Origin of the sequence: Bacillus sp. RIT 809 (assembly GCF_016892495.1) — a bacterium.
Taxonomy (GTDB): domain Bacteria; phylum Bacillota; class Bacilli; order Bacillales; family Bacillaceae_G; genus Bacillus_A; species Bacillus_A cereus_U.
This window is the reverse complement of sequence record NZ_JAFEMR010000030.1, coordinates 1-24254: the sequence shown is the minus strand read 5'-3', so window position 1 is coordinate 24254 and position 24254 is coordinate 1. Positions and strand designations below refer to the sequence as shown.

Genomic DNA, 24254 nt, shown 5'->3' with positions numbered 1-24254 from the left:
CCTAATTTTAATTATTATTGGTAACTTATTTTATGTCACCAATTATCACACCTTGCGCAATCATGACACGAGCGTTTGCTTTAGGTGAGTATGTTCCTATATAAGGGTACTGTTTTATAGTAGGGGAAGCCATACCATCTAGTATAACAGTAGGACGACCACTCGTATAATTGGAAGGTATCTTTCCGAACTTAATAGAGATAGTAGGTTTCTTATCCTCGGTAAGTTCCAAGAAATCATCAACCGTTATCATACATTCACAACCTTTCTAATTTCATGGGACATCGTACCTCCTGCTTCAAGTTGCATTGTCCATGCTGTTTCTGTGAACTTATCATTAATTCCTAACCTACTGTATTTCAGATGAATGATATCATTGTAGTCGTGCATAGGCATTAGAGCCGTAACGAATCTAGATTTACCGAATACTTGTGAAGCGTTCTCTGCTACTCGTTTCGCATGCGCATCTAGTGCAGCTTGATCAGCTATGTCTTCTAATTCTCGGTAATCAACTATTATCCTGCCTCGGTTCACTGTACTGGTAGGTGATAATGGATTTGTATTTGTATACACAGAACGCAATGGTTCTTCCTCAGAGTTTGTTCGGACTACGATCCATCGGTTAGGAATACCGAAGGTGTCAAGCTCCTCAGATACGCCCTTCATGATGATAGATAGTTCACTGTCATCATACAAGTAGTCAACAGGTCGTACTTGAGGCAACAGGTAAGGTCTGCTTGTGAACGTTCCGTTGACGTCAACGATTACAGGTATAAAATTTATGTTTGTTGTCAATTGGTTCAGTATGTCATACTTTGGCGTCCCTGCTTCAAATTGTATATCCCTCGATACTGTTTTATCTGTATCTTCAATAGAATAATTTGTAATCCCTGCACTTGTTAACACGGCAATCATAGCAGTCTTATAATTCGTACCTGCTGTTATCGTGTACATATCCTCGACTCTATCTTCTTTCAATATCAAACTAAGATCATAGGCATCTATGCTTCTTACAATCCCCTCATCTGTATCAGCTCTCTCAGGACTAGCTAGGATGAAAATACCCAGTGGGAACTCCACCTTACCTTTTGACTTGCCATTCATCGCCGGCATATCAAGCACCATAATAGGGCGGATTCTATCGCTATAATAATTAATTGGTACAGCGGATAGATCTTGTATATCGAATTTAGCTGTCCTTCTAATATCGTTGAACACACCGTAATCAATAGATGCGTCTTTCACATTGAATAGTTCCATTTTAAAATTGTTATTCTTATCTAATAATTCATAACGGAAAGACACGGAACGAGTACCTTTCGCTCCGTGTAAAGCTGATTTAATTTCAGCGCTTGTATATCCGTTTCTCGCTAAATCGATCATTCTATCCCCTCCGCATAATATACTTTAGTAGGCTGGAGAGATGCGTACCAAAAGTATCTACTCTCTTCAATATCCACTGAGTTGAATGTTACGAAATCTTTCTTTCCCCAGTTATCACGTAATACAAACGCTTCCCCTGCTTGAGCAAATTGTCTAATCAGAAGTACATCGTTCCATGACTCGATCTTGTACCTGTAATCAAAGGTTCTACTGTGGTTGCTTCCAAACTCGGTAAGGGGATAAGGTCTACCAGCAAATTCAGATGTGACAGCTTGTCTACCTGTTACTTCTTTACCTGCTTCTCTCTTTCTCAGTGCAACATATTTAGACGGATCAGAAGCAAGCACAATTTGTACGTCTTTGAGACTTACACAGGATATAATAGGTGCGCTGTCAACGAAAGTCCCGTTAACCCCATATGCGCGAACCATATACATCTCATCTTTCTCAGGAGTAGGGGTATAGTCTGTCCAAGGTGTCCCACCTGCTATTTCTTGCACGCCACTAGCTAATTTGATCCAATCGTTATTATCTCCCTTTCTGAATACTTCCATATAACTAACTTTTGGTACTGTACCTGTTGGTGTTGGATTAGTTATTTCCAATCTAATATATCCTCTAATATGGTCATATACAGGCGAGATGACAGGTTTGTTAGGTGGCGTATAAGAAACACTAAATGGTACAACAACAAATGTACTCCATAGACCGTTGTTATCCATCACGGCTATTTCTACTGAATAGCTACTATTATTAACTAAAGATGTTGATACAGTTACCGCTTTGTTGACACTTGTTTTCTGATCCTCAAATACCACAGTACCAGTATTCGATTTTACTTTAACCCAATACCTTACTTGAGAAGGATGAGACCACGATATAACAGGGCTAGAGATAGGTACTATCGCCCCGTTTGTTGGGTAAGTTACCTGTGGAGGCGCTGATCTTACTGCTGCTGTGAATACGATAACGTTTGAATAGGGACCGCTCACCCCTGCTTGGTCGTACGTTCTTACTTGCCATTCAATTTTACCCGCTGGGAACAGGTTAACAGGTGTATCATAATACTGGTTAGTAGTCGCCTGAGTTATTGTTGTCCAGTTTGCATTACCTTGTACTCTCCATTGTATATCAAACTTTGATTGTGGATCATTACTATTCGGATCGTTATGATTCCAAGATAAACGGTTAGCCACGGCTCTATCTAGTATTGTTCCGTTTGGTGCAAGGTTAGTAGGCATTACTGGAGCCTGGTTATGCAGAATTGTGAATACCCCGTCAGATTCATCCCAGTCTCCATAAATAAATCCATCGTATGCACGTATACGTACTTTAGATGTAGAACTCTCAGGCTCGTTAATAAAGTCATATGCGAGTGAACTAATACCTGAATCAGTTAAGGGTACGATATCTTTCCACGTGCTACCATTATTAGATGAGAGCTGAATCTGATACTTTAATTCGTTTTGCGGTGTGCCATCCGAGTAATCTACGCTTATAGCGCCTTCCCTTGTTAAATCGACACTACCATTCTTTATAACTCCACAACTCGGTATTTTTTCAATTACCGACTTTTGAGCGATTGGCGCTTGATACTGATACGCTACCCCGTTATCAGGTACAAACACAATCCCTAGTTTAACACCTTTATTAAATGACCTATTCATAGCCATTGAATGCTTAACAACTGCTCCTTTAGCTATTGTTACGGCGGTCTCTTGTATTGTCGTTCCTATCGTGTTATTAGCTAGGACATTGACTAAACGTAGCTTACCCGCAACTGTAGTAACGGCTGCGCTGTCGTACAACTTCATATACAGTCCAACGTTTGATACTACCCATCTATCATCTAGCACGATAAAGGATTCACCATACATTGTTTCTGTGAACAGGCTTAATCCAGTAGCAGGATCAACCGGTGTGTAGTTTAGATTGTTACTATCTGTCGATTGTGTCCATCTTATTGTTTCTAAACTGTTCCACGTTTCCCCTCCGTTTGGGACAGTTACTACTGGTTTAGAGGGAGGCGTGTTAAACGTAACAGACAGGATAGGTCTTTCCTCTATATTAGAAGGTCCCATCAAAGCAAAGCTAGCAGTCCCGTTAAGAGGCGCAGCAGCTTTAAGCATGAAACCATATACGCTTGACCCGTTTGTCATACCTTGAATAATGTTTTTAACATCAATCTTAAAAGCTAGGTTATTATCAGGGAAAGTCACTATTGGCGATATCAAGGATGATGAGTAAACAGGTTGGTTATTCCATGTTACCGTTGAGGTATTGTAATCATTAGTAATAGCAGTAGCGACAATACCTTTTGTCCCATTACCATCCGAAAAGTATTGGTCTAGTTGAAGAGTTGCCTCTCCAATAAGCGATCCCTTAGGGATAGTACTCATCAGATTAGGGTACTTACACATAAATCTAAGTGTGTCAGTTTTGTTTATGCTTCCCCCATAAGGATTTAAATCTACAGTCGTAGGAGTTGCGGAACTGATACTGTTATCAACTCTGTTGTTAGAAGCATCACTGTTAATGATGACAGTAGGATCAACCGTAATAGGATAAACTAGATCAGTAGTATCAACTGTTAACTCTACATAAGTAACCAAACTTTCTTCGTTCACAACTAGTACCTGATTAACGTCTCTGTACGTCCCGTTAGCATCTGTCAACCATGCAGGAGCTAAATGTATATTACCTATAGAAAGGTCTTCAGATAGTCCTCCTGTGACCTCAAAACGGTACTTACTCGGTGCTTTATCAGTCTTCATGATAATCGTTTCTTTTACGCCGTCCTCTTTTAATTCGAGTTTAACATCAGCGTCATTCCATGCATCTTGATAGGCAATCTCACTTGGCTTATTTGCTGTGATGTATCCTTTAGAAGGTGAAGCACCAACCGGGGTGAACGTTATTGATTCTTCTCCGTCGCCTACTGTATATCCTCTGCTAAATATACGCGGTATGCGTACACTAAAAGGTACTTTCGCTCCTTGATAGTCGTACTCATCATGATTCAAAGTTCCTTTGTCCTTGTCGTCCTGAGAGCGGTCTTTTGCTTCAGCTAACATATCTGCACCTGTTACCTCAACTGCATCTTGATATTTAAACATTGTCGCTTCGTCAAAAAGAGCTGTATTAACGTTATGCAGGTTACCTTCTGTATCCGTATAATGGACAAGTGTACTTCTTACCTCTGTTGTATATGAGCCATCAAAATTCATAAATGTTTTAGAAAAGGGAGAGCGCTTGTTCAGCATCTCTCCTACTTTAAAGGTATTACTCATATTATCCCCTCGCTCTTTTCTTTTGCTTAAACGTATCAAAGAACTCAATCACCTGCTCGAACTCACTCATGTTGCTAGGATCAATTTGAACAGTGATGACGTTTGTATTTCCGCCGTTGTTATTATTAATTGTACTCTTTGCAAACGATCTCGTCATCCCTTCGCCAGTCGCTCCAATTACAGGAAGTTCTAGCATGCTAGCAAGATTAACTTGTATGCCTTTTGTTGCACGATGGATAGAGTCAGTGATTGGCCCTCCGAAGTCCAGTTTATCAATATCAGAAAGTGGACCAGTCTTGGCAGGTGAGAACGGTAAGAAGTCACGGGCTTTAGCTGCTATGTCACTGATAGCACCTGTTACAGCTCCTGCTGCATTTTTAATACCTTGCGCCATCATATCTATTAAACCTTTACCTGCATTCATGAAAGTAGAGCCAAAGTTTTTCACAATGTCTACTGCTGATTGTAGTCCGCCTGTCACTGCTGATTTAACAGTGTTGAAAGTATTTGAGACGATGTTTGAGAACCCGTTCCATATATTCGTGAATGTAGATTTAATAGTATTTCCGATTGATGACACGATTGATTGCGCCGCAGACATCCCTGACGATATTACTGATTGTATCGCAGACAGTGCTGATGACACGACTGATTTTATCGCATTCCATATTGTGGAAAATACCGACTGGATAGCTGACATGACAGATGACACGACTGATTTTGCTGCATTAAGCCCCGATGTTATGACCGAAGTTATAGTCGACCAAACCGATTGGATTACTGATTTTATCGAATTCCATATCGTGGAAAACACTGACTGGATAGCTGACATGACAGATGACGCGACTGATTTTATCCCATTCCAAACCGATTCGAACAGCGATTTCAAGCCATTCCAAATATTTCCAAGGAAGGATTTTATCCCGGTCCATATATTTTCCGCTACGGACTTTATAGCGTTCATTACTGTATCCCAAACGGATTTAATAGAGTTCCAAATTGATGAGAACATAGATTTCAAGGTACTCATGAAAGACTTAGCGAAATTTCCTATTGTCTCAAACTTCTGAGCGAAGAAGAACCATATTTCCGTAATCACATCATTCCATACACCTTTAATACTCTTCCAAACATCATCGAAATATTTGAAGAACTTACCGACAAATCCACCTAAGAATCCTAGTATTCTACCTGCGCCCCATAATTGGAACCATCCCCAAATCAATTCTAGGGCGCCATTCCAAATCTGTTTAACGCCGTCCCAAACTCGATTCCAGTCGCCTGTGAAAATACCAGTGAAAACTTGTACAATGCCCATAATAATATTTAGGGCGCCGTTGATAACATTCTTAATCGCTTCCCATGTGCCAACTACAATCTCTTTTATAATCATCCAAGCTATTTCGAATATCGGTTGCAAAAATGACATCGCTGCTTGACAGGCTGAAACTATCCCATTCCACGCATTTGTAGCGGCTTGCATAATAGCGGCTCCGTTTTGATCCCAAAATGCTTGTATTTCCCGGAGCTTATCACCCACGAATGCACCTATTGCAGCCATCGCAGGTTGTATGGCTTGAGTAAGGATAAAGTTCCATATGGCTAGTGCAGCCGCTTTGATAGCTTCCCAACCTGCTATAACTCCATTACGGAAAGTCTCACTGTTATTCCATAACGCTACAAAGCCAATAGCTAGCCCGGCTAGTGCAGCGGCAACGATCCATACTGTCGCACTCATGGCAAGTAGACCAGTTACAAGTGGTCCAATAATCACCCAAGCAGCGTTCATAGCTGCGAGAATACCATTCCATAGACCAATACCTGCTGCCAATGGTGAAAGCAGTAACATAAGAGCCGGAACAAGCATCATTGTACCTTGAATGAATAGTGCTAATGTAGGATTAGCTTCATTGAACTTGATGATAAGCTCACCAATCTTAGTTGCAAACTCTGTCACAGGAACCATTACATTTGTGAATGCTTGTACCATCGGTTTTAGTGCTTCAGCCCAAACTGTTTTAAACTTCTCAGCGGCTAGACCGAGCGGTGTGAGAGTGTCGCCAAGCTCCTTAATCTTAGTCATTGTTTCCTGTTTAAGCCCTTCTAGCTCGGTTACAGCCTGTCCACGGGCAAGGGCTGTTTTCTCTTTCCATAACGCAACATATTTATCAAGCTCTGGCTGAGACATACTATTAACTGCTGCAACTTCTGCTGCTGCTGTTGGTCCAAGCTTTGCAAGGTAGTTCGCAAACTCTTGAGTTGTACGTCCTGCAATAGAAGTAAGATTATCTTTCCACTGACCCATTACTTGAACTTGAGCAGTAAGGTTCTCCATTAACTTCTTAGGACTAGTTTTATTCCAAGTTACATTTTCAAAGATGTTCCATGCATTAACGATCTCATTCGTACGTGACACAACTGCATCTTTATACTTTGTCAAAGCTGCCTCTTGTGCAGCGAATACGGTACTTGGATCAGGTCCAACCGCAGCTTTCCATAATGCACCATATGCAATCGCAGCCGTAGCCGCTGAAGCCATAGCAACCATACCGATCCGCATCTGTCCTTGGATAATCATGTTCTGCATATCTGTTAAAGCTTTCATGTTAGCAGTAGGTCCGAGCATCTTGAGGGATAGTACAGCAGCGTCCCCGGCGTTTGCCATTTTATTTAATCCATCTGCTACCATTAACCCGCCTTTATTCACTTGCAGGAGAGAAGAACCCATGCGGTCATAGTTGGCACTGATCTTGCTTGCTTGGGTAGACATATTCATCATCATCCCAGCTTGCTGCATCATAGCCATTTTACCCATTTCATTTGCAGCCATTTGAGCATCTGCTACTCTCTTCTGCTCTGCTCCAAGCTGTCTTACTGTTCCCATAAACTGTTCTGTAGATCCCCGGTAAGTAGCTGAAGCTTGAGCCAACTGGTAATAACCATACTGGACTTTTACTTGGTCATTAATATATGCAGCCTGTCCAAGTTGTGATTGTCTCCATCCTGCTCTCATCTCAGCATGCATTGCTCTTGACTCAGCACTCATAGCATTATATGAATCTCTTGCTGCTTGTTGTTGTTGCCTATATGAAGAGTTGGCATATTGTTGCTGCTGCATGTAAGACTGCTGAGATGACTGGCTCTGTTGTTGGTAAGATGAGCGAGCCGATGCTGATTGACTATCATATGAGGACCTTGCTGCTTCTTGCTGTTGTCTAGCTGCATTACTTACTGCTTGTGCAGCTGATTGAGCCGCATTACCTTGCTGATTGTAACTAGAACGAGCATCATTAGCCATTCCTCTGTATGCACTACTGTGCGCTCTCTCCGTTGCTTGTATCCCACGTTGAGCAGCGTTATTCATCCCATTAAAGGACTGTTCTGTCGAGCGTGCTGCACCTGCTGAGACACTTGCAATGTTCCCATTCATACGGGATAGCTCAGCGTTTACAGTCTGAACATCCCGGCGTAGATTACCCGTTTCTAACCTAGTTTCTATCTCAACTCTTCCATCAGCCATTGTTTCACCTACCTTCGATCATGGCTTTTTTCGCTTCCATGCTCTTCTGGAATTCAATGAACTCGCGTTGTTCTCTCATTTCTTTAGCTTTCGGAAGCTCATAAATTTCTTTCATTTTCTTGATACGTTTTCTTTCATCGTTATTATGTTTATCTTTCTGTGGTATTTCACAAGTACGATAATGAAACGCTTGTCCCATTGGAGATTTTTCAGAAAGATTACGGAAGAGAGCTAAAAACTTGTTCCACTGCATTTTTCCTTGTTGCTCAATTAAATCGATATTGTAGTCAAATAAAAAAGATGAAAAAATCCGTTCTGCATCAATAGTGAATTCAACTATTGGCGGATCCGGTAATTTTTCATCTTCTTTATTTTTATTTTTCTCTCTATCTTTTTTCATTAACTCTTCTAAGTCGATATTTAATCTATGTTTCAAAATATCCATGAATAGCATCGATTTCTGTTCCATGTCTAGTTGCTTTAAAAGATCTCTTTCAACGACTAGCATGTGTAACGCGATATCTATTCTTGCATATTCATCTACTTCTTCGTCAGATAGAAGATCTAACAGCAAAATGATATTGTCAAACGTCAAGTTTAGTTCTAAACGAACGCCTTTCCATGTATAGAAGTCATTTTCGCGTTCTGTTAATGAAAACATTATTTCTTCACATTGCTTAGATATTTATCACGTGCGTTATCGGCTTTCTTTTTCTCTTCATCAATGTAAAGTTCGTTTAGATAATAAACAAGTGTCATTAGGTTCGTTGATGATTTACCAGCTTTTTCATATAACTCTTCGAAAGATTCTTCTCCTAAGAATGTTTCAACAATCGCTTTCACGACTTCTTTTTGTTTTTCTGCTGTTTTTTCAATAACTTCATCTGTAGCAGCATCAAAATCAACGATACTATCCGTAACAACTTTGATTTCTTTATCGAATCGTTTGAATGCCTTTTGATATTTCGTTAAAGCCTCATCATTAAAGTCAACGCAATAAATATTTCCTGCTACATCTACTTCTTTATAAGTCTTTTTAAATTCAAATTTAAATTGTGTCATTCTATTCCACTCTCCATTTTTATAATTTATTTAAAAGAAAAAGAGCCGCGTTAACGACTCTTTCAATAAGATTAAGCTACTGCTTTTGTGAATTTAGGAACTCCGTCAAAACTGATTGTAAATTCAATTTCACCTTTAGAGTTTGCATCTCCACCCGGAGATTTAATTTCGGAAATAGTTGCTTTACCTTCCCATTTGTCCCCATTCGGTTCAGTAACTCTCAATTCTGTTTTACGTTCCGGACCAACTTTGTGTACTTTACTAAAGATATAATCCTGCGCTTTATCTCCGTATTTTCGATGGCCTTCAAATCCATAGGACATCATAAAACCTGTAATATCACGTTCAGCAGCACCGCCACCGTCGTAATAATACGTTTCTTCTGATTCTTCGTTGTTATCAGGGTCTACAGATGTAATACCTGCAGCAATTCGTTCCCATGCAGGTACTTCTGGAGTAGATGTAGCATTAATTTCAAACTTATACCCATGGTTCAATAAAAACCCTTGATCTTTTTCCAAATTAATTACCTCCTATTTCTAACTCTGCGCTGAACAGAGCAGTATATATAAATTCATTCGCTGCTGTCTTCTCAATAAAATTAGGCTCCACATACACATTGAGTCGTCTTAGTGTATAGGAGCCATCAATAGCATTGAAACTTCGCCTATGAACGTTATTCAATTCACGCGTAATTGCTTCTATTGTGTTATTAACCTCTAATTGGTTATCACTCTTAACAAGCACTTGAAACTGTTTGTTTATGATCTCACCTTCGAAATACTGTTCTCCCGGAGCTGATGGAATCATACGAACAGCAATACTCTTTTTCGGTTTATTGTTTGTCCCTATATCCAACATGTCAGCTTTAACCGGAGCAAACATTATTGACGGTGATAAATTACTCGCTAAATGATTTTTAATAGAATCAATCAACCATTTCATATGAATCACCTACAAATTATCTTTAGTTGTTTTTTCAACTAATTTAACCCAATTATCTAATTTAGCAGCTTTTGCTGCTTCATACCAAAGACCCTGAGCATTAGGATTGACGTCTGTAGAAAAGTTATATTGTGGATTGTAATACAACCGCCTAGCGTAAGGAGTATTCCATTCTACATGCCCTTCTCCAGGTCTGCTAAATCTAACGCCGGAACGCTCTAACTCAGCTGTATCTTTAGGGATATAGTAATTACTATCCTTCAGTACTTGTTGATCCAGGGCGAATTGTGCTTTCTCTGTTGCTTTTAGCACCTTGCTTTCAATTGCTTGTGTATCCATTTGAATATTTACTCTTATCAAGATAGCAGCACCTCCACATGATGAAGGCTGCTTCGATCATAAAAGTCACTGACTTTGCTAACGGTCAATTCTTTTCCGTTAAATAAGACTTTGGATTTCTCTTTGAAAGTTATTGGTTTTGAATGTACCGCATCATGAAATAACAGTGTTTGCATAACAGTACTGTCACCATTACCATTAGATACAAATGTTTTTTTAGGCTCAATTCGAACCCTTTCAATTGTTACGGCAGGTGCGTAGTTATCACTTCCGCTCCAGGTATCATCCTCACCTTTATACTCCAAATACTCGACTGTATGGATTAACAATGAGCGTCTAATTGGTTTAGCCATGTACGCACACGCCTGAGTAAAGTAAACCGGTAGGTCGTAAGTAATCGACTACAGTTATCGCATAACGATCATAATGACTAGGTGCATCTGCTGCTCCTGCACTCATGCCATTCTCTGAATAAGCGCCAACAGAGAAACCGCCGCCACCTTCGCTTACAGTTGCAGAAGTAATGCCGTTTATAGCTAGAAATTCAACTTGTGCAGCAGTTGCTTTTTTCACCTGGTCACGAATAAAAGGAGCAACTTTATCGAAGTCAACTCCTTGTAATTTGTAACCTATGATGCTATCGATCTGCTCACTGGCTCTTTTAATCATTCTTTTTAATAACGTTATATCGGCAACTGGAGTTCCTTCATAGTCGTTATTATAGTAATCTACATCGATATATGGCATGCAATCACCTACTTAGCAGCTTTTTTCGGTGCTTTTAACTCCGCTAATTCCGCTTCCAATTCTTCGATGCGATCAAGTGCGGTGTTATGCTCTGATACAGTGACATTTCGCCCACCTGTCGCGCGTTTGATGATCTTTCCTTCTTCACTGATTTGATCAAAACCGTCATTCAGATAGCTTGTTAAGAAGTCTTTTTCAATGTGTAATACTTTGTTTAATCGTTGAACTTTTACTGTGTTACTCATGTATATATCATCCTTTCATAATAAAAAAGAGAAGCTATAAAATCCTCTCTTTTAAGGTGTTGTGATATGGAATTTAACACCGTCTACTTTTGCACCTAAGATAAATACATCCCAGTATTTACGCTCATAGTAAAGGTATTTACCGCCAGTTGTTGCACTTGGAGCATCTAAGCTTACAAATTCATATTGTTGTGGAGAAACCACAGCCAATGGATGAACTAAGATCATATTAATTTGTTTTGCAGCAGCATCAGGAACAGCGCCATTCGTAAAGTTGTAAGCTGTTTTCATACGAGATGAAGGAACAGTGACAAGTGTAACTTCATCAAGTGAATATACGTTACGGTTAACTTGTCCGTTATTTGTGTTCACGTCAATTTTACGTTGAATCGCTTCTGCTTCTTTTAGTAACTTTTTAATAGCAGGCGTTACGTAAAGAATACGTCCTTCTTGTGGCACTTCCGCCTCATCTTGTTCTAGCATAATATCATCGAATACAGTTAAGATATTTGCAGTAGTTAATACTGTGCTGTTCGCAACTTTACCTGCTCCAGTGAATTCAGCATATAATTTTGAAGACATGTATTTATCGTGTTCTGGTGTTGCTTCTTCATCATTGAATACGCGCGTAATGTTTGCGATAGTTACAGCCATGTTCGTTTCGTCAACGTCTACTGGGTCAACTAAAGTACGGAATTCGCGGTCATGACCTAAAGTTTTAGGCTCGAATGAGTTATCAACGCGGCGTGTGTAGTTCCCCATTTGATCGCGGTTAACATCTGTATAACCACCGACTTTAATGCGTGGGATCTGAATTGTTTTTGCCCCTGTCCATTTTACAGTCGCGTTGTTTGGTGTAGCGTATAAAGCGGAAAAAGATAAACCTTGTGAGAATTTTTGAACTAGTGCCTGTTGATATAAGCTAGCGTAATTTAGTGTAGCCATGAATAAATCACTCCTATTTTCATATTATTTTAGTTTTGGTGTACTTTAAAAGCTGCAGCCCACTTTTCGGAATCAGTCATTGACGTTTGTTGGTGTTGACCGTTTGAAAATGTTGGTTTCGGTTTCCCTGGATCTACAGGAGGTTCCACTACACCTTTAAAGTAAGGATGCTTTTCCACAACCATTTCAATAGCTTTTGCGATGTCTACATCATCACTTACCTTTGTTTTAGCAAGAGTAATAACATCGTTTATACTATCTTCTTTAATACCTGACTTAATCGCAGCGTTCTCTGCTTGCAAATTAAAAAGAGACTCATTCTTTTCTTGTAATTGAGTCTCGTACGTCGTTAACTTTTCATCTCGCTTTTGCTGATCTGTTTTTAAAGATTCTTGATGTTCATTCCAACCTTTTAATGTATCTTTTAGTTGGTTTAAGTCTTCTACACCGAGTTTCTTTAGTAGCGCTGCTTCCTGCTTTTGTTTAGCTTCATCCATCTGCTCTTGTGTAAAAGCAACTGGCGGTTGTGCAGGTGGTTCTTGATTCACTGGCGGTGTGGTTTCTGGATTCGTTACACTTGGATCACCTCCTTCCGGTGCAGGTGGTACTGCGTTTGGATCTTCTGAGAAGAATTGAAATCCTTTAATTCGTAAACGATATGGTTTTAACATGTTAATTCCTCCTATACGATTTGTTCTCTGTTCGGTTGTCTCTTGCGCCCTGTAGCTTTAATGAAGTCTCTCATGTTAGCTTGGCGTTGCGAAACTTTATTCTTAGATAGTTTCACACCTTCTTTATCGCCGATAGCTTCCAACATCTTGACTTCTCTTTTCGCCTTTTTAATCTGCCGCTCTAACGATCGTTGTTGTTGGCTTTCTTGATATACCTTATCGTTTTTTGCGTAATCGTACGGTTCATAAGTACGTTTAGACATGCCTTCAATGTAGGGATACTTTAGGTGGCGACAATTGCAACCTAAAATTCCGCTTGCTTCGCCGTATGTTGTAGTTGACCATGCAGGATATTTTTTGCTTTTTCCACTCATTGAATAAATCTTACCTTGATACGGTGCGCAGCCTGGCCTTGCTCCTAAATGTGAGCTCGTTTCAACCAAGTCGCAGTTATATTCTTCAGCACGTTTATCCTGCATCTCATTCGCTACATTATTACTAGTAGAACGTGTAACGTTATTTATATAAGCTTCTGTACTCCATTTTCTACCAGCCTTATCAATAAAAGCAGGAATACCTTTCTGAGCCCATTTAGAAACAGTCTGCCTAAGTGCTTGTTGTGGCGTTATAACACCTCCAAGTACTTTACCTACCGTTTGATTTAAAACATCAAGATAGACTTGCTGTGCCTGGTTTAACATGGTTGTATTGACTAAATTAAAGACGTCTAAGGCTTGTCTTTCGTATGCGTTTAAAATGCTGATTAAAGCAGCGCTTGATGCCATTGGCGGCGCTACTTTCAATAGACCTAATTTAACAGCTTTTGTATAAATACTTTCATGTTGATTTATAGCGGCTGACCCTGCTGCTTGTAGCATTGTTTTCACTTCTTCAGCCGTTTTACCGCTATGCCTGGCGATAGTATTTAATTGCTGTTTATTTAGAACGCCTAATTTATTTAATTGGACCATGCGCCAATGCTGATATTGTTCTGCATTTTCAGCAGTTAGCAGCAAATCCATATCGCTTTTAAGTATTCTGGCCATGTTTAAAAGCAACTCTTCTTCAATCGCGTTGTAAATATCAACTACGAATATAGAGAGCTGCTGTAATTTTTCAGGAGGTAATGCCATGATTACTCAGCTCCTGGATCATTATTTTTCTGTTGATTCCCTTCCAATCCGAAGAAATCAACATTTTCAGGAAGGGCCATTCTATTCTCTTCCGTTATTTCTTCTAACATTTGAACTGCTTCTTCTTCAGAAACACCGTGTATTTTCATGATAGCTTTCTTCTTACTGGTTAAATTGTTTGTAACAAGTAAAATCTGCTTATTGATTTCAGCAGTTTGATCTTCTGCTATAGAGTCATCAAAGGTAACAGTAACTTCATATTCATCTGTACTTTCAAACTCATCATATAGAGCAGCGATTTCGATAATGATATCAACTAAATCACGAATACCATCCTCAATAATCGTTTCATGTGACTGCTTTGTTCTGAATGTCTTGGAGTTTTCACTAACAACTTCTGTTGCTGTTTTAACGCCTTGCCCATCAAAGCTAAATGCTCCGGCAGAGAAACCAACCTGTATCGATACATAGTTTAAAAGTGCATTAATAGCAGCTGTATGTTCTTCAACACGTAAATCCACTGATACATCTTGAATCTGTTTTGCGCCGTCATCAAAATTCATCGCTTCATAGACTTCATCAGTGGCATCGAAGTATCTTTGCGGTATTCCTGATTGTGGATCTATAACAGTTCTGATTGCTGAAGCAGGTACCACAATACGTTTCTTACCTAAAACAAACTCACGTTGGAAGCTATCAAACGCAATGTCAAGTGATTTCAGTGTGCTAAGCGCATTAGCATAAAGGGAAATTCCTAATGGTGAGCTTAAGTCCAAATTGTTCGCTGTATTTGGTTTGAAGTATACAAATAAAGGTCTTGATATATCTTTAATCCACACTTCTTCCTCTAAATCTGGATAAAGCGTAGATAAAGATACTTTTACACCCAAGTCCCCTTGATTCTTACTCTCATATAATTCATTTCTTATTACGTATTCATTATTTTCGACTAGATGCCACTCAAGTAGCGTATACTTCTTATCACCCTTAGATACTTCATTAACAAACACACCTTCAGTGATATGTTTGTTATCCCACGCAATTGGTATGAAGCAGTCTGCTGTAACGTAAGAAAGTTTAATTCCATTGTCCCAGTAAACCTTAATAACCATTCCACCTAAAGCAAATGTGTACTCTAAATACCTTTGAAACTCTTTAATGAAGTTGTTATCATCTAAGACACTCTTGATGTTTTCTGAAAGTACGTCATCAGAAATATTAATCGAGCACTTCTCATTGAATATAAGAGCCGCCATTTCCTGCGATACGACTTTCGCCATGTTTAGCGATGCCATCTTTCTAGTCTTCTGCCCCTCAATCGTATGGTACTTAACGTTATGCCAATCGTCATAATGACCGCTGTATAACGCCTTCCACATATCGATATGCTTGTAGGATTCCTCATTAATAGGTATCTCTTTTTTATCGGATATCTTCTTAATTCCACGAATTAGGCCCATTTTATATAACACCTGCCTTATGCCGGAGATGAGTCTTTTAAACAACGCATCACCCCCTTACTAATATTTGAGGTTTAATTTCTGTAGATTATCATTCACATAATATTGAAATGCATCTGCTGTATGATCGTCTACCTTTATAACTTCAGGATTCGGATTTTTTAATGTCTTCGCTTCCCACTGATATTTCTTGTGTTCTTCATAAAATATTTTGTTGTTCTCAGTATCCAAAATAAAAAAACGTCCTTGCGACAATAGGTCATAGACGTTTTCAATCATTTCAACTTTTCTCTTTTTTGCTACAGGATGCAATCTAATACCGTAATCTTTAAAGTATTGGTTACGTAATCCACCTTCAGCAGAATCGATTGTTTGCTTATCAATGTATCGTTCAAATGTTTTTGTGATACCTGTAACAAACTTATTCAAGTCTGTCGAGAACTCACTAGGAGCACGCTTAACAACCTTATTCTCAGGTGAATAGTAATACGTATCAAGTAGTATGACGTTACCTTTCTTCGTTAATCCGAATGCTAGATAAGTAGTAGCAGATACTTGGTGCCCTGTATCTATTGCGATATCGATAAGAATTAAATCATCATCTTCAGGTAATTGGCTTATCTTCTTGAAGTTATTCATGTTGTAGACCATATCTCCTAAACCAATAACCTCTCCGCCGTACATCCAACGCCAGTAATCTTCGTCATGTATCTTATACTTCTCAATCTTCCTGATCATCTGCTGAGATAAGAATCCTTTTTTATCATCCATGTAAGTTGAATGGTGAATGAAATAGTCATCATCTCCAGCTTTACTATCTAACCACTCATTAATCCAACTGTAAGGATTTCTTGGTGGGTTATAAGAGAAGTACACCTTTACTTCCTTACCTTCGATTTCTTGACGGATAAATGTATCCTCAACAATATCGATATCCTCTACACCTGCGAACTCTGCTGCTTCCTCAAACCATAGAGACATTACGTATCCCTTAGCTATCTTGGCAGACTTAAGTTTCAATGGATCGTCGCAACCATAGAAGTAAAAAGCAGTATTGGTTTTCTTATGTCTAATGATTAATGGTGATTTACCGAAGTAAAACTCACCTTCTACACCAAGCATATAAATAGCCCATTTGATTTGCTCATATATAGAGGTTGAAAGGTATTTACCGACTTTCCTCAAGCAAACTACATTGCCCTGTTCATCCTCCAAGAAGTCTGTTATAAGCTTCATAGAAATAACCGATGACTTCATGGAAGAACGACCGCCTTTTGCAACGATATGAGACTGTTCTGAAAGCCATAAAGAATAGAAATTGTTGTTCATCAAGTCCATGATATTAACTGTCTTGGTCATCTTGCATCGCCTTTCTCATGGCTTCCTTATCGTTTACAATAATGACGCGATTACCATTACTGGAGTCGTCTGTAAGTTCCTTGACCTCAGCTTTCGTCTTCTCGACTTGTACCTTCTGAACTTCCATCTGCATTTTGTGGCGTTCCTCTTCAATTTGTCGCTTAAAGTTGTCAGGAACTAAGTCGAAGTATTGAGCCAATTTATCTAATGCTTTCATTTTGTCAGCAAGTTTAATAGATACACCGTCTTTACCCTGCTTCACTTCAGTAATGATCGAACCATCGACCATCTCATGATCTTGTAAATCAACGTAATTGACCATTCTAGCTTCAGTTACAGTCTCGGTTGTCTCATTGCCATCTTCGTCTACTGTTGTATTCTCACCAACATCAACTTCAATTTCCTTCTGTCCAAAAGCCACATAGTTAGTAATATCAGCAAAAGCAATCTTAATGTATTCATTTAATACGTCCATCGCTTCCACGAATATATTTCCGACTAACTCACCTTTAAGCTCCTTTATATAGGAAGAAACTCGTTCGCGTCGTAACAATCGACTAGCCTGTACATGAGCGCTTTCTTTCGTGTACCCACTTTTAAGTGCAGCTTGGGTTCCGTTAAAATATTTAACATAATATAAGCAAAAAAGACGCTCTTTCTCACTAAGTTCTTCGTCTTCCAGAATCGCCTTCAATTTCTTCTTAGTTTTAGGATTTTCCACTTTGGTAATTACCTTTTTACCAACGGTAATATTACCGGTAATATTTTCGTCCCATTTATCTTTGGATTTCCACTTTCTAACAAGAGAAATACTCTTTCCTAACTCTTCTGCAATCTCCTCAATAGGGATTTCGCCCTTTGAATCCTTGTACATCTCAAATGCTTTATCTCTTTCTACGCTTCGTCTACTCACTTCACATCACCCACCACCTTCTATATAATAGGAAGTAATTTGTACTAATCCTTTTTCATCCAAAATAAAATACTCTCAGAAGGACTGAAACCGCAATAATTCTCGCAGTTGTACTTCAAACAATCTTTATGCCCAACTAATCCTAACTTAGAAAATAATTTATGAAGGTATTTCATTTATCCGCCTCCTTATGGTAATCCCTATATAAATTAAAAAGGTGAGCATGACTGACTATTCAGCACTCACCTTTTCCTCTTTCTTGTCCTTCTTGAAAAACCCAATGATTTTAAATGTTAATAGCACTGGCCAGAAAGGACAGATGATAGCTACAAATAACAAAGTTAAAAGAAACTGTATTGCAACTGCTGCTCTTTCTTCTTCCGTTTTTCCGTCACTCTCTTTAACTAACTTTCGTAATGGTCCGTATGCTGCAGTTGATGCGAATACCATACCAATAACTATATACAATAAGAAATAAAGCATATAATTCCTCCTTTATAAAATAAAAAAGCAGCCATTAGACTACTTAAACGTTTCTTTAATATGCTCTATTAATTCGTCATGGTTCATTTTTCGGTATTGTTCAAACGGTATTGAATGTTCTCCAGTTAACTTGTTCCTATTTTTGTACATATAAAAAGATATGTTAGCTACGGCTAAATCAATATCATTTAACACCCTATTGCTATCGCTCATATAAATAACTTCATTATATTAAAAATCGATATTAGTTATAATGACTTCCACATAACTCATTCCCTTCATACAAAATAAAAAAGCATCAGACTCGCTACTGCAATTGTTCTACTATCTCATTAAATAACTGTTGCCCTTTTTCTGGATATCTTTCTAATCCACCATCAGCAAAGTATTCACCTTCACTATTGATCACTTCAATAAGTACTTCACCTTGTTCCCAAACTTGCAAAGAGAATGCAACGCATGATTCAAATTCTTTTAATGCTTCTTCTCTGTCTGCGGTAGCTAACATAATATCTGTATCAGCATGGTCCCACATCACAACTGTATAGATCAGCACGAAATCACCTCAAAAGAATCTTATTTTGAAAAATCCGTTAGTAATTTTGTTATATGCATGGGAAATGAATGAATATACTAGTTCACTAGATATAATGTATCTTATGTAAACAAGGTTTTCGGGAAATATCCCTTCATATCAACGTTTGTGGCGCTTTTGATTACTTCCATTTACAATATCTTTTATACATCGTTGATTTTACGCCATTTTCAGCACCTAATCACCGTTATTTCCTGCATAAACTTCACTTTGTTAACTACCTCTATTTTTGTTCGAATGTGTCACACCATCCGTATGTTATAGGTGAACGAATTATAAGGATGTTTTGTGGAGAACTTCCTTTTGGTTTGTATATAACTACGAAGGGAGAGATAGAGATGAATTTTAGATACGCAAAGACAAAAGAGTCAACGGAATTAGAGGTTGATATTCAATTCAACCAATTAGTAGAATTAATCTTAATAATTGTACAAGCTTACCTGGGGCAATAGTCTCAGGTATTTTTTCGTTCGTTGTGTTCGTTTGTTTTGTTACTTCTTCGCCATCGATACAACGCTAGACGCACAAATACAAATCCATAATATAAACCATGTAGTTAACCAAGGATGTTCGTAAATAATTTCCATCTCTACGCCCCTAACAAGTAGTCCTAGCTCTAATAAGCATCGGCTTACGATTCAATACCTGTGATTTCATCACTTTATTTTGAACATGACCATATACTATCCGTTGTGGTTGTTCTAACTTATACTCAATATACTTCACTGTAAGTTCTTTAATCTGTTCCCAACAATCTGAAACAATCTGGGCAATCACTTTACATAATTCATTAGCAAACTTTATAAAGGCTTCTCGAAGTGATTCAATATCTATCCTCATTCCCCTCACCCCTTATCATCCCTTAACGCCTTCAACTGTTCCATTTCCTTCTCTACTGACTTATCAATCTCAGTAATTTCATGCCAGTTCATTTCTGCCTTGTTCATCTCAGCAATCCGATATCCAAAGTAGAGCATCAATAAAGTAACAATCGTACCTGTAAAATACCCTAAAAAGAAGCTTAACCACGTCATGCCATCACTCCTTATGTTCCCTTAATCTAATTCCTTCACTTCATAAACTTCACACCACAAAAGATGCATCCATTTATCTTTTGTTCCAATCTTAAAACCATCTTCATCTTTCCATAACACAGTTCCTTGATAGGTATATCTTGGTTCGCATGTATGCTCATCGATTGTCACAACTTTATAACTTTTATTTATGGTAAAAAGATTAAGTATTAATTCAGGAATCTTCATAAGTCACTTCCTCTTTAAAATGAAATAAGACACTAAACCGATCACGGCAGCGCCTACGATAATTGCTATTAGTTTAATCATCTAATAGCATAATTAAAATAACTACCAGATGTGATACTGCTATTTTTTTGTTCAAGTACCTTAGAAGAATTCATTACAATTGGTTCGCTATCACCTCTAAATTTACCCATAACCTTTTCCAACTTCTCCAAAGCAGCCACACATTCATTAGCGGCTTCAGTTACTTCCTTCATTTGTTTTAACGCTTCTGTCGTATCAGCATCAACTTTAATAGTTAATTTGTTATTAGCCATCATTCATCCTCCTAATCGTCCATTTCATTCATAATCACGTTTAATGTGTAATTTCTATATAACAAAGAAAAAAGCACCCGTTATGGATGCTTGATTGTATTTATCTTGCTCTAAACGTATCACCATCAACACGTTTACCGTCTTTCCATGAGTTAATCCCATACCAATAATGATTCGGGTTTTTAAGTTCTTCAATAATAGCCTTCACAACTATTTCTATATCACTAGATACGCTTAAAACACCACTTTCTGGCGCATCTTCATAATCAAACACATAACAGTCACCACTCCATATAGACAACCGGTGACCTTTAAATTTTATTTCAACATGCAATTCATCAATTTCAATTTCGTATTCTTTTTCCAACACATCCACCTCCACATATATTATACCAAAACAAAAAGCCATCACCGAAGTGACAGCTCTCAAGGGGATGGGAGAAAAGAGAGAAAACAAATGGCAATAAGTATCTCTTCATTTAAGATTGAGGTGAGGTACTCTCAACCTTCTCCAAGCCACCGCATCATATAATTTTCTAGCTCTAATTAGCTACGCGCTTTACGTTCGGTGACTGGGAGAAGACTAAGAATCTTCTCGTTTATACTCCGTGGAGTCGGCTACTTAATGTCATTTTCACCAATATCGAATTATAAAGGATTTATATCCAGACGTATATGTTTCTTCCTACGCCTTGTTTGAACCAATACACAAGACTGAGGGTAAGGTTCAGCTGTATTGGCTCAAACAAAGAGCGGAAGCTCTCTGCTCGTTTAAGAAGAACATCCTGACCTATATCGGTGATTGTCGGTAGCAATTACCAATATGATTTAGACTTTCCTTCTTTGTAACATGCAGTTCATTCAATCGAACCATCATATCCCATCGGTAAAACGATCCAGTTTTAACATAGAAATCAAGAAACCACATGACAGGGTGGTTTTACTACCTATGAGCCTACAAACGAAAGGCGGTACGTTTATACACTCAATGAGAAGTAAAATATAAATAATTTCGGGAAACTCTTATCCCCTCTAGCCTCCGCGTCACCGAGTAACGTTATTATAATGGGAACGCTATCCCCAAAACGTATTCTCTTTTCAAAGAACTGTTTATAGGAATAGCTTACCGCTGATTTCATTTGCAAAAACTCCCCAAAAAATATGCTATTTCTCTGCGTTTTCTCTGCTATTTTTAAATGATTCCTAATGTAGTAGCAATCAATTTAATAGCACTCTTCTTTTTCTCATAAAAGTATGAGTTCTTCATCATCAATTCATTTTGCACAAATGCATCTTTAACTGGTTTATTATCTAAAAACTTCATAGTAATGATGTTTCTCTCATCTTCATCCAGGATATTATTTAATGCCTTTTCGATTTGTTTAACTTTCATCCTACTCGTTACTCTTGAATCGCGTATCTCCGGAAACAAACTGATCCCTTCTTGTTCCACTTCATTATTGAATCGCATCTTTAATGCACGGTATTCCTTTAAGATGCTTACCACTTCCTTTTGCACTTTCTTGTCATCGATTTGCGGTAATAAAGTTAATTGTTCCATGAAGGAATCCCCCTATTTCGAATTTGTCTTTTTAAAATCACATAAGGTACGTGAAATTTTACTATCTCATTGTTGGATAAGGGAACATCGCGCATTAACATAGCCCCCACCACACTATTGCGCATTGTTCCGTTATCCATTAAGCCTTTAATAATTTGCGTTTCTTATTGGCCATCTTCTCTTTCGCTGCTTCAATGTTATTTGCTACCCTTTTATGGTCCTGGTCAAGTTGAAACATTTCATCAAACCTAACTGGAATTATTCCTTGCTCATCGATGTATTGTAAGTAATCAACTGGCGCTCTCTCTGTTTGTTCCACTAAGTATCCGTAAATATCAAAGTCTGCTCTTGGTATCGACTTCTTACCTTTTGGTTGCTGCGACATCCTTACGTAAGACTGAATTACTGATGTTGGCACAAGGAATACTGATTGATCCTTGCTAAACTCTATAAGGAAGAAACAAACCGCTCCCATCTGCTCTGCTTTCTCCAAGTAGTCTAATTGATGCTGTGCGATGTTCTTTAAATCAAATCTATTAATCTCATTTGTAGACTTTGCTTCAAATGCAATAGCTCGTCCTTTATACACACCGTCATAATCTACTGTACTTTTGGACTCGTAATATCCATCTTTCACACGGCCATAAACCATTTTTAATACCTTCACAGGAGTCGGACGCTTGTTTATAAGCGCCACTCCCTCCTGTTGATACATTTCATTAGATAAATTGATAAGTTTCTCAAAATGCATTCCACGGTTACCTTGTCCCATTGTTACGCCTCCATTACTACTATTTTATAATTCCAGCTTGTACGAAGATGTTTCTCCATGCGTTATCAACCCGATGTTTATCTACCGCTTTCGCACGTCGAGCAATAGCTTTTCTGGTTTTCTTTTTCTTTAATTTAGACATTTCTCCTATCCTCACCTTCTATTCCATTTGTTCTTTGCACTCTTCAAGGAAATCAATAACTTCCTGAACGTGCTCCTTTGTTGTCATACTCTCCATCACGTATCCTGCATCGTTATAAACATTGACCTTATTTCCTGTAAACTCCATTCCACACATTCCGTCTGCACCTAATAGCTTTACGTTGCCTTCCATTCTTTTAACCTCACTTTCTATTAAAAGGATTATTTTATTAAGAATTAATTATTTCTTTAATTCTATTAAGTTTGTCTAATTGATTATCATTTGGTATGTCTAATTTGATCACATTACCCATTAATACATCCGCTAATTCAAAAGCGCTTTTTATATCATGTGTATGAAATTCAAGTTCTTTACCATTAGGAAGTACCATAGTTACACCTTGCGATGAGTTACTTTGAAATGTACCCACTCTCACCTTGCAACAAAAACACTTATCTTTATCTATATGGCATGTACATGCACTACTCATTTCTTTTCCTCCCCTGAATAAAACTCAATATTCCGTAAATAATATAGACACATGGTTATCTTTCCTCTGTTATTCTTGGGTGAGCAGTTAGCTTTTGCTAGCTGCTCTTTTACTTTCCTCATCCCTTACCATTCTCTTTAAGGAGATCAATACATCATCCAGTGTTTGTTTATCCCCTATGACATCCCTGTTTGTTTGGATGTGCCAAACGATATTTTCTAATTGCGTTTTGATGTTCATATCCATTCCCCTTTTCTACAAAATGAAATTTTTATTAAAATCGCTTTGCGATCTCATACACCACGTCTACCGTTACACCATTACCAGCTTGCTTATAAAGTTGATTCTTGGAAGTAACTACAGCTGCCTTTTCGAAATATGAATCCGGTATTCCTTGCAATCGCCATGATTCTCTTTCAGTGAGCCACCGTAGCTTATCATCACTAGTTAAGACAGCTTGTTCTCTAGATGTGAGAAGAGTATTTGCTACACCCTTACCAACACGTCCCCTTCTCGTTTTACTTTTAGGTTGAGCCAAATTCACTGTGTCACCATGGTATGCAATGTTATATCCCTTCTTCGTAGCTTCACGAACAAACACTTTTCCTTCACAGATACCAATT

General features: G+C 38.3%; 34 protein-coding genes. All 34 read right to left on the bottom strand.

What is annotated here, in order from left to right:
• Positions 1-25: 25 nt before the first annotated feature.
• The 34 genes from JTF23_RS23895 to JTF23_RS23735 all read right to left on the bottom strand — a co-directional run bounded on the left by JTF23_RS23895 (position 26) and on the right by JTF23_RS23735 (position 24253).
• On the bottom strand, positions 26-253 hold the full coding sequence (locus JTF23_RS23895; protein ID WP_204209913.1) for a hypothetical protein: 228 nt from the start codon (positions 251-253) through the stop codon (positions 26-28).
• A complete protein-coding gene (locus JTF23_RS23890; protein WP_204209912.1) occupies positions 250-1383 on the bottom strand; it encodes a hypothetical protein in 1134 nt (377 codons plus the stop codon). The genes JTF23_RS23895 and JTF23_RS23890 overlap by 4 nt, the downstream gene beginning before the upstream one ends.
• Positions 1380-4673, bottom strand: coding sequence for a DNRLRE domain-containing protein (locus JTF23_RS23885; RefSeq protein ID WP_204209911.1), 3294 nt, complete (start codon positions 4671-4673; stop codon positions 1380-1382). The genes JTF23_RS23890 and JTF23_RS23885 overlap by 4 nt, the downstream gene beginning before the upstream one ends.
• Position 4674: 1 nt before the next feature.
• Entirely contained in the window at positions 4675-8193 is a 3519-nt protein-coding gene (locus JTF23_RS23880) for a phage tail protein (RefSeq protein ID WP_204209910.1), read from the bottom strand.
• Positions 8194-8197: 4 nt separating this feature from the next.
• On the bottom strand, positions 8198-8854 hold the full coding sequence (locus JTF23_RS23875; RefSeq protein ID WP_204209909.1) for a Gp15 family bacteriophage protein: 657 nt from the start codon (positions 8852-8854) through the stop codon (positions 8198-8200).
• Entirely contained in the window at positions 8854-9255 is a 402-nt protein-coding gene (locus JTF23_RS23870) for a hypothetical protein (protein WP_204209908.1), read from the bottom strand. The genes JTF23_RS23875 and JTF23_RS23870 overlap by 1 nt, the downstream gene beginning before the upstream one ends.
• 71 nt (positions 9256-9326) lie before the next feature.
• On the bottom strand, positions 9327-9776 hold the full coding sequence (locus JTF23_RS23865; RefSeq protein WP_252188041.1) for a phage tail tube protein: 450 nt from the start codon (positions 9774-9776) through the stop codon (positions 9327-9329).
• Position 9777: 1 nt separating this feature from the next.
• Positions 9778-10200 (bottom strand): minor capsid protein, encoded by a 423-nt coding sequence (locus JTF23_RS23860; protein WP_204209907.1) that lies wholly within the window; start codon positions 10198-10200, stop codon positions 9778-9780.
• 9 nt (positions 10201-10209) lie between these two features.
• Positions 10210-10560, bottom strand: coding sequence for a minor capsid protein (locus JTF23_RS23855; protein ID WP_204209906.1), 351 nt, complete (start codon positions 10558-10560; stop codon positions 10210-10212).
• Positions 10557-10892: a putative minor capsid protein gene (locus tag JTF23_RS23850; protein ID WP_204209905.1), complete on the bottom strand. Its 336-nt coding sequence runs from the start codon at positions 10890-10892 to the stop codon at positions 10557-10559. Before JTF23_RS23850 ends, JTF23_RS23855 begins: the two co-directional genes overlap by 4 nt.
• Complete coding sequence (locus JTF23_RS23845; protein ID WP_204209904.1) at positions 10885-11286, bottom strand: head-tail connector protein; 402 nt, start codon at positions 11284-11286, stop codon at positions 10885-10887. Before JTF23_RS23845 ends, JTF23_RS23850 begins: the two co-directional genes overlap by 8 nt.
• Positions 11287-11294: 8 nt before the next feature.
• Positions 11295-11531 carry a hypothetical protein gene (locus tag JTF23_RS23840; RefSeq protein ID WP_204209903.1) on the bottom strand — a complete coding sequence of 79 codons (237 nt, stop codon included), beginning with the start codon at positions 11529-11531 and terminating at the stop codon, positions 11295-11297.
• A 51-nt stretch (positions 11532-11582) separates the two neighbouring features.
• A complete protein-coding gene (locus JTF23_RS23835; RefSeq protein WP_204209902.1) occupies positions 11583-12476 on the bottom strand; it encodes a capsid protein in 894 nt (297 codons plus the stop codon).
• A gap of 29 nt (positions 12477-12505) precedes the next feature.
• Entirely contained in the window at positions 12506-13147 is a 642-nt protein-coding gene (locus JTF23_RS23830; RefSeq protein ID WP_204209901.1) for a hypothetical protein, read from the bottom strand.
• Between the two features lie 11 nt (positions 13148-13158).
• On the bottom strand, positions 13159-14280 hold the full coding sequence (locus JTF23_RS23825) for a phage minor capsid protein (RefSeq protein ID WP_204209900.1): 1122 nt from the start codon (positions 14278-14280) through the stop codon (positions 13159-13161).
• 2 nt (positions 14281-14282) lie between these two features.
• Positions 14283-15785, bottom strand: coding sequence for a phage portal protein (locus JTF23_RS23820; RefSeq protein ID WP_204209899.1), 1503 nt, complete (start codon positions 15783-15785; stop codon positions 14283-14285).
• A 15-nt stretch (positions 15786-15800) separates the two neighbouring features.
• Positions 15801-17099 carry a PBSX family phage terminase large subunit gene (locus JTF23_RS23815; RefSeq protein ID WP_204209898.1) on the bottom strand — a complete coding sequence of 433 codons (1299 nt, stop codon included), beginning with the start codon at positions 17097-17099 and terminating at the stop codon, positions 15801-15803.
• Entirely contained in the window at positions 17083-17973 is an 891-nt protein-coding gene (locus tag JTF23_RS23810; RefSeq protein ID WP_213020145.1) for a terminase small subunit, read from the bottom strand. The genes JTF23_RS23815 and JTF23_RS23810 overlap by 17 nt, the downstream gene beginning before the upstream one ends.
• Before the next feature lie 83 nt (positions 17974-18056).
• Positions 18057-18188 carry a hypothetical protein gene (locus JTF23_RS28165; protein ID WP_286674649.1) on the bottom strand — a complete coding sequence of 44 codons (132 nt, stop codon included), beginning with the start codon at positions 18186-18188 and terminating at the stop codon, positions 18057-18059.
• A 55-nt stretch (positions 18189-18243) separates the two neighbouring features.
• Entirely contained in the window at positions 18244-18495 is a 252-nt protein-coding gene (locus JTF23_RS23805; protein WP_204209896.1) for a hypothetical protein, read from the bottom strand.
• 39 nt (positions 18496-18534) lie between these two features.
• Positions 18535-18708: a hypothetical protein gene (locus tag JTF23_RS23800; protein WP_204209895.1), complete on the bottom strand. Its 174-nt coding sequence runs from the start codon at positions 18706-18708 to the stop codon at positions 18535-18537.
• A gap of 94 nt (positions 18709-18802) precedes the next feature.
• On the bottom strand, positions 18803-19051 hold the full coding sequence (locus tag JTF23_RS23795) for a hypothetical protein (RefSeq protein WP_204209894.1): 249 nt from the start codon (positions 19049-19051) through the stop codon (positions 18803-18805).
• Between the two features lie 636 nt (positions 19052-19687).
• On the bottom strand, positions 19688-19930 hold the full coding sequence (locus JTF23_RS23790; RefSeq protein ID WP_204209893.1) for a hypothetical protein: 243 nt from the start codon (positions 19928-19930) through the stop codon (positions 19688-19690).
• A 5-nt stretch (positions 19931-19935) separates the two neighbouring features.
• Positions 19936-20124 carry a hypothetical protein gene (locus JTF23_RS23785; RefSeq protein ID WP_204209892.1) on the bottom strand — a complete coding sequence of 63 codons (189 nt, stop codon included), beginning with the start codon at positions 20122-20124 and terminating at the stop codon, positions 19936-19938.
• Positions 20125-20145: 21 nt separating this feature from the next.
• Positions 20146-20352, bottom strand: a complete 207-nt coding sequence (locus JTF23_RS23780; RefSeq protein WP_204209891.1) for a hypothetical protein — start codon at positions 20350-20352, stop codon at positions 20146-20148.
• A gap of 77 nt (positions 20353-20429) precedes the next feature.
• Complete coding sequence (locus JTF23_RS23775) at positions 20430-20666, bottom strand: hypothetical protein (protein ID WP_204209890.1); 237 nt, start codon at positions 20664-20666, stop codon at positions 20430-20432.
• 100 nt (positions 20667-20766) lie between these two features.
• The gene (locus JTF23_RS23770; protein ID WP_204209889.1) at positions 20767-21033 is read right to left on the bottom strand and encodes a hypothetical protein; all 267 of its coding nucleotides are present in this window, start codon (positions 21031-21033) and stop codon (positions 20767-20769) included.
• Positions 21034-21858: 825 nt separating this feature from the next.
• Positions 21859-22227: an ArpU family phage packaging/lysis transcriptional regulator gene (locus JTF23_RS23765; RefSeq protein ID WP_204209888.1), complete on the bottom strand. Its 369-nt coding sequence runs from the start codon at positions 22225-22227 to the stop codon at positions 21859-21861.
• Between the two features lie 139 nt (positions 22228-22366).
• Entirely contained in the window at positions 22367-22999 is a 633-nt protein-coding gene (gene recU / locus JTF23_RS23760; protein WP_204209887.1) for a Holliday junction resolvase RecU, read from the bottom strand.
• Between the two features lie 19 nt (positions 23000-23018).
• Positions 23019-23141 carry a DUF3983 domain-containing protein gene (locus JTF23_RS23755; RefSeq protein WP_204209886.1) on the bottom strand — a complete coding sequence of 41 codons (123 nt, stop codon included), beginning with the start codon at positions 23139-23141 and terminating at the stop codon, positions 23019-23021.
• A gap of 18 nt (positions 23142-23159) precedes the next feature.
• The gene (locus tag JTF23_RS23750) at positions 23160-23333 is read right to left on the bottom strand and encodes a hypothetical protein (RefSeq protein ID WP_204209885.1); all 174 of its coding nucleotides are present in this window, start codon (positions 23331-23333) and stop codon (positions 23160-23162) included.
• 37 nt (positions 23334-23370) lie between these two features.
• Positions 23371-23631, bottom strand: coding sequence for a hypothetical protein (locus tag JTF23_RS23745; protein WP_204209884.1), 261 nt, complete (start codon positions 23629-23631; stop codon positions 23371-23373).
• 87 nt (positions 23632-23718) lie between these two features.
• Positions 23719-23871 (bottom strand): hypothetical protein, encoded by a 153-nt coding sequence (locus JTF23_RS23740; protein ID WP_204209883.1) that lies wholly within the window; start codon positions 23869-23871, stop codon positions 23719-23721.
• Positions 23872-23905: 34 nt separating this feature from the next.
• Positions 23906-24253 (bottom strand): DNA cytosine methyltransferase, encoded by a 348-nt coding sequence (locus tag JTF23_RS23735; RefSeq protein ID WP_307839252.1) that lies wholly within the window; start codon positions 24251-24253, stop codon positions 23906-23908.
• Position 24254 lies beyond the last annotated feature (1 nt).

Excerpts from the sequence above, each read along its gene's own strand:
- JTF23_RS23755 (WP_204209886.1), bottom strand. The coding sequence starts at position 23,141 with ATGTCTAAATTAAAGAAAAAGAAAACCAGAAAAGCTATTGCTCGACGT.
- JTF23_RS23870 (WP_204209908.1), bottom strand. The coding sequence starts at position 9,255 with ATGACACAATTTAAATTTGAATTTAAAAAGACTTATAAAGAAGTAGAT.
- JTF23_RS23850 (WP_204209905.1), bottom strand. The coding sequence starts at position 10,892 with ATGGCTAAACCAATTAGACGCTCATTGTTAATCCATACAGTCGAGTAT.
- JTF23_RS23745 (WP_204209884.1), bottom strand. The coding sequence starts at position 23,631 with ATGAGTAGTGCATGTACATGCCATATAGATAAAGATAAGTGTTTTTGT.
- JTF23_RS23785 (WP_204209892.1), bottom strand. The coding sequence starts at position 20,124 with ATGACGTGGTTAAGCTTCTTTTTAGGGTATTTTACAGGTACGATTGTT.
- JTF23_RS23875 (WP_204209909.1), bottom strand. The coding sequence starts at position 8,854 with ATGTTTTCATTAACAGAACGCGAAAATGACTTCTATACATGGAAAGGC.
- JTF23_RS23830 (WP_204209901.1), bottom strand. The coding sequence starts at position 13,147 with ATGTTAAAACCATATCGTTTACGAATTAAAGGATTTCAATTCTTCTCA.
- JTF23_RS23815 (WP_204209898.1), bottom strand. The coding sequence starts at position 17,099 with ATGACCAAGACAGTTAATATCATGGACTTGATGAACAACAATTTCTAT.
- JTF23_RS23790 (WP_204209893.1), bottom strand. The coding sequence starts at position 19,930 with ATGAGGATAGATATTGAATCACTTCGAGAAGCCTTTATAAAGTTTGCT.
- JTF23_RS23750 (WP_204209885.1), bottom strand. The coding sequence starts at position 23,333 with ATGGAAGGCAACGTAAAGCTATTAGGTGCAGACGGAATGTGTGGAATG.
- JTF23_RS23835 (WP_204209902.1), bottom strand. The coding sequence starts at position 12,476 with ATGGCTACACTAAATTACGCTAGCTTATATCAACAGGCACTAGTTCAA.
- JTF23_RS23810 (WP_213020145.1), bottom strand. The coding sequence starts at position 17,973 with ATGTACAAGGATTCAAAGGGCGAAATCCCTATTGAGGAGATTGCAGAA.
- JTF23_RS23805 (WP_204209896.1), bottom strand. The coding sequence starts at position 18,495 with ATGCTTTATTTCTTATTGTATATAGTTATTGGTATGGTATTCGCATCA.
- JTF23_RS23740 (WP_204209883.1), bottom strand. The coding sequence starts at position 23,871 with ATGAACATCAAAACGCAATTAGAAAATATCGTTTGGCACATCCAAACA.
- JTF23_RS23775 (WP_204209890.1), bottom strand. The coding sequence starts at position 20,666 with ATGGCTAATAACAAATTAACTATTAAAGTTGATGCTGATACGACAGAA.
- JTF23_RS23845 (WP_204209904.1), bottom strand. The coding sequence starts at position 11,286 with ATGCCATATATCGATGTAGATTACTATAATAACGACTATGAAGGAACT.
- JTF23_RS23780 (WP_204209891.1), bottom strand. The coding sequence starts at position 20,352 with ATGAAGATTCCTGAATTAATACTTAATCTTTTTACCATAAATAAAAGT.
- JTF23_RS23765 (WP_204209888.1), bottom strand. The coding sequence starts at position 22,227 with ATGGAACAATTAACTTTATTACCGCAAATCGATGACAAGAAAGTGCAA.
- JTF23_RS23860 (WP_204209907.1), bottom strand. The coding sequence starts at position 10,200 with ATGAAATGGTTGATTGATTCTATTAAAAATCATTTAGCGAGTAATTTA.
- JTF23_RS28165 (WP_286674649.1), bottom strand. The coding sequence starts at position 18,188 with ATGAAATACCTTCATAAATTATTTTCTAAGTTAGGATTAGTTGGGCAT.
- JTF23_RS23825 (WP_204209900.1), bottom strand. The coding sequence starts at position 14,280 with ATGGCATTACCTCCTGAAAAATTACAGCAGCTCTCTATATTCGTAGTT.
- JTF23_RS23880 (WP_204209910.1), bottom strand. The coding sequence starts at position 8,193 with ATGGCTGATGGAAGAGTTGAGATAGAAACTAGGTTAGAAACGGGTAAT.
- JTF23_RS23840 (WP_204209903.1), bottom strand. The coding sequence starts at position 11,531 with ATGAGTAACACAGTAAAAGTTCAACGATTAAACAAAGTATTACACATT.
- JTF23_RS23895 (WP_204209913.1), bottom strand. The coding sequence starts at position 253 with ATGATAACGGTTGATGATTTCTTGGAACTTACCGAGGATAAGAAACCT.
- JTF23_RS23890 (WP_204209912.1), bottom strand. The coding sequence starts at position 1,383 with ATGATCGATTTAGCGAGAAACGGATATACAAGCGCTGAAATTAAATCA.
- recU (WP_204209887.1), bottom strand. The coding sequence starts at position 22,999 with ATGGGACAAGGTAACCGTGGAATGCATTTTGAGAAACTTATCAATTTA.
- JTF23_RS23885 (WP_204209911.1), bottom strand. The coding sequence starts at position 4,673 with ATGAGTAATACCTTTAAAGTAGGAGAGATGCTGAACAAGCGCTCTCCC.
- JTF23_RS23800 (WP_204209895.1), bottom strand. The coding sequence starts at position 18,708 with ATGAGCGATAGCAATAGGGTGTTAAATGATATTGATTTAGCCGTAGCT.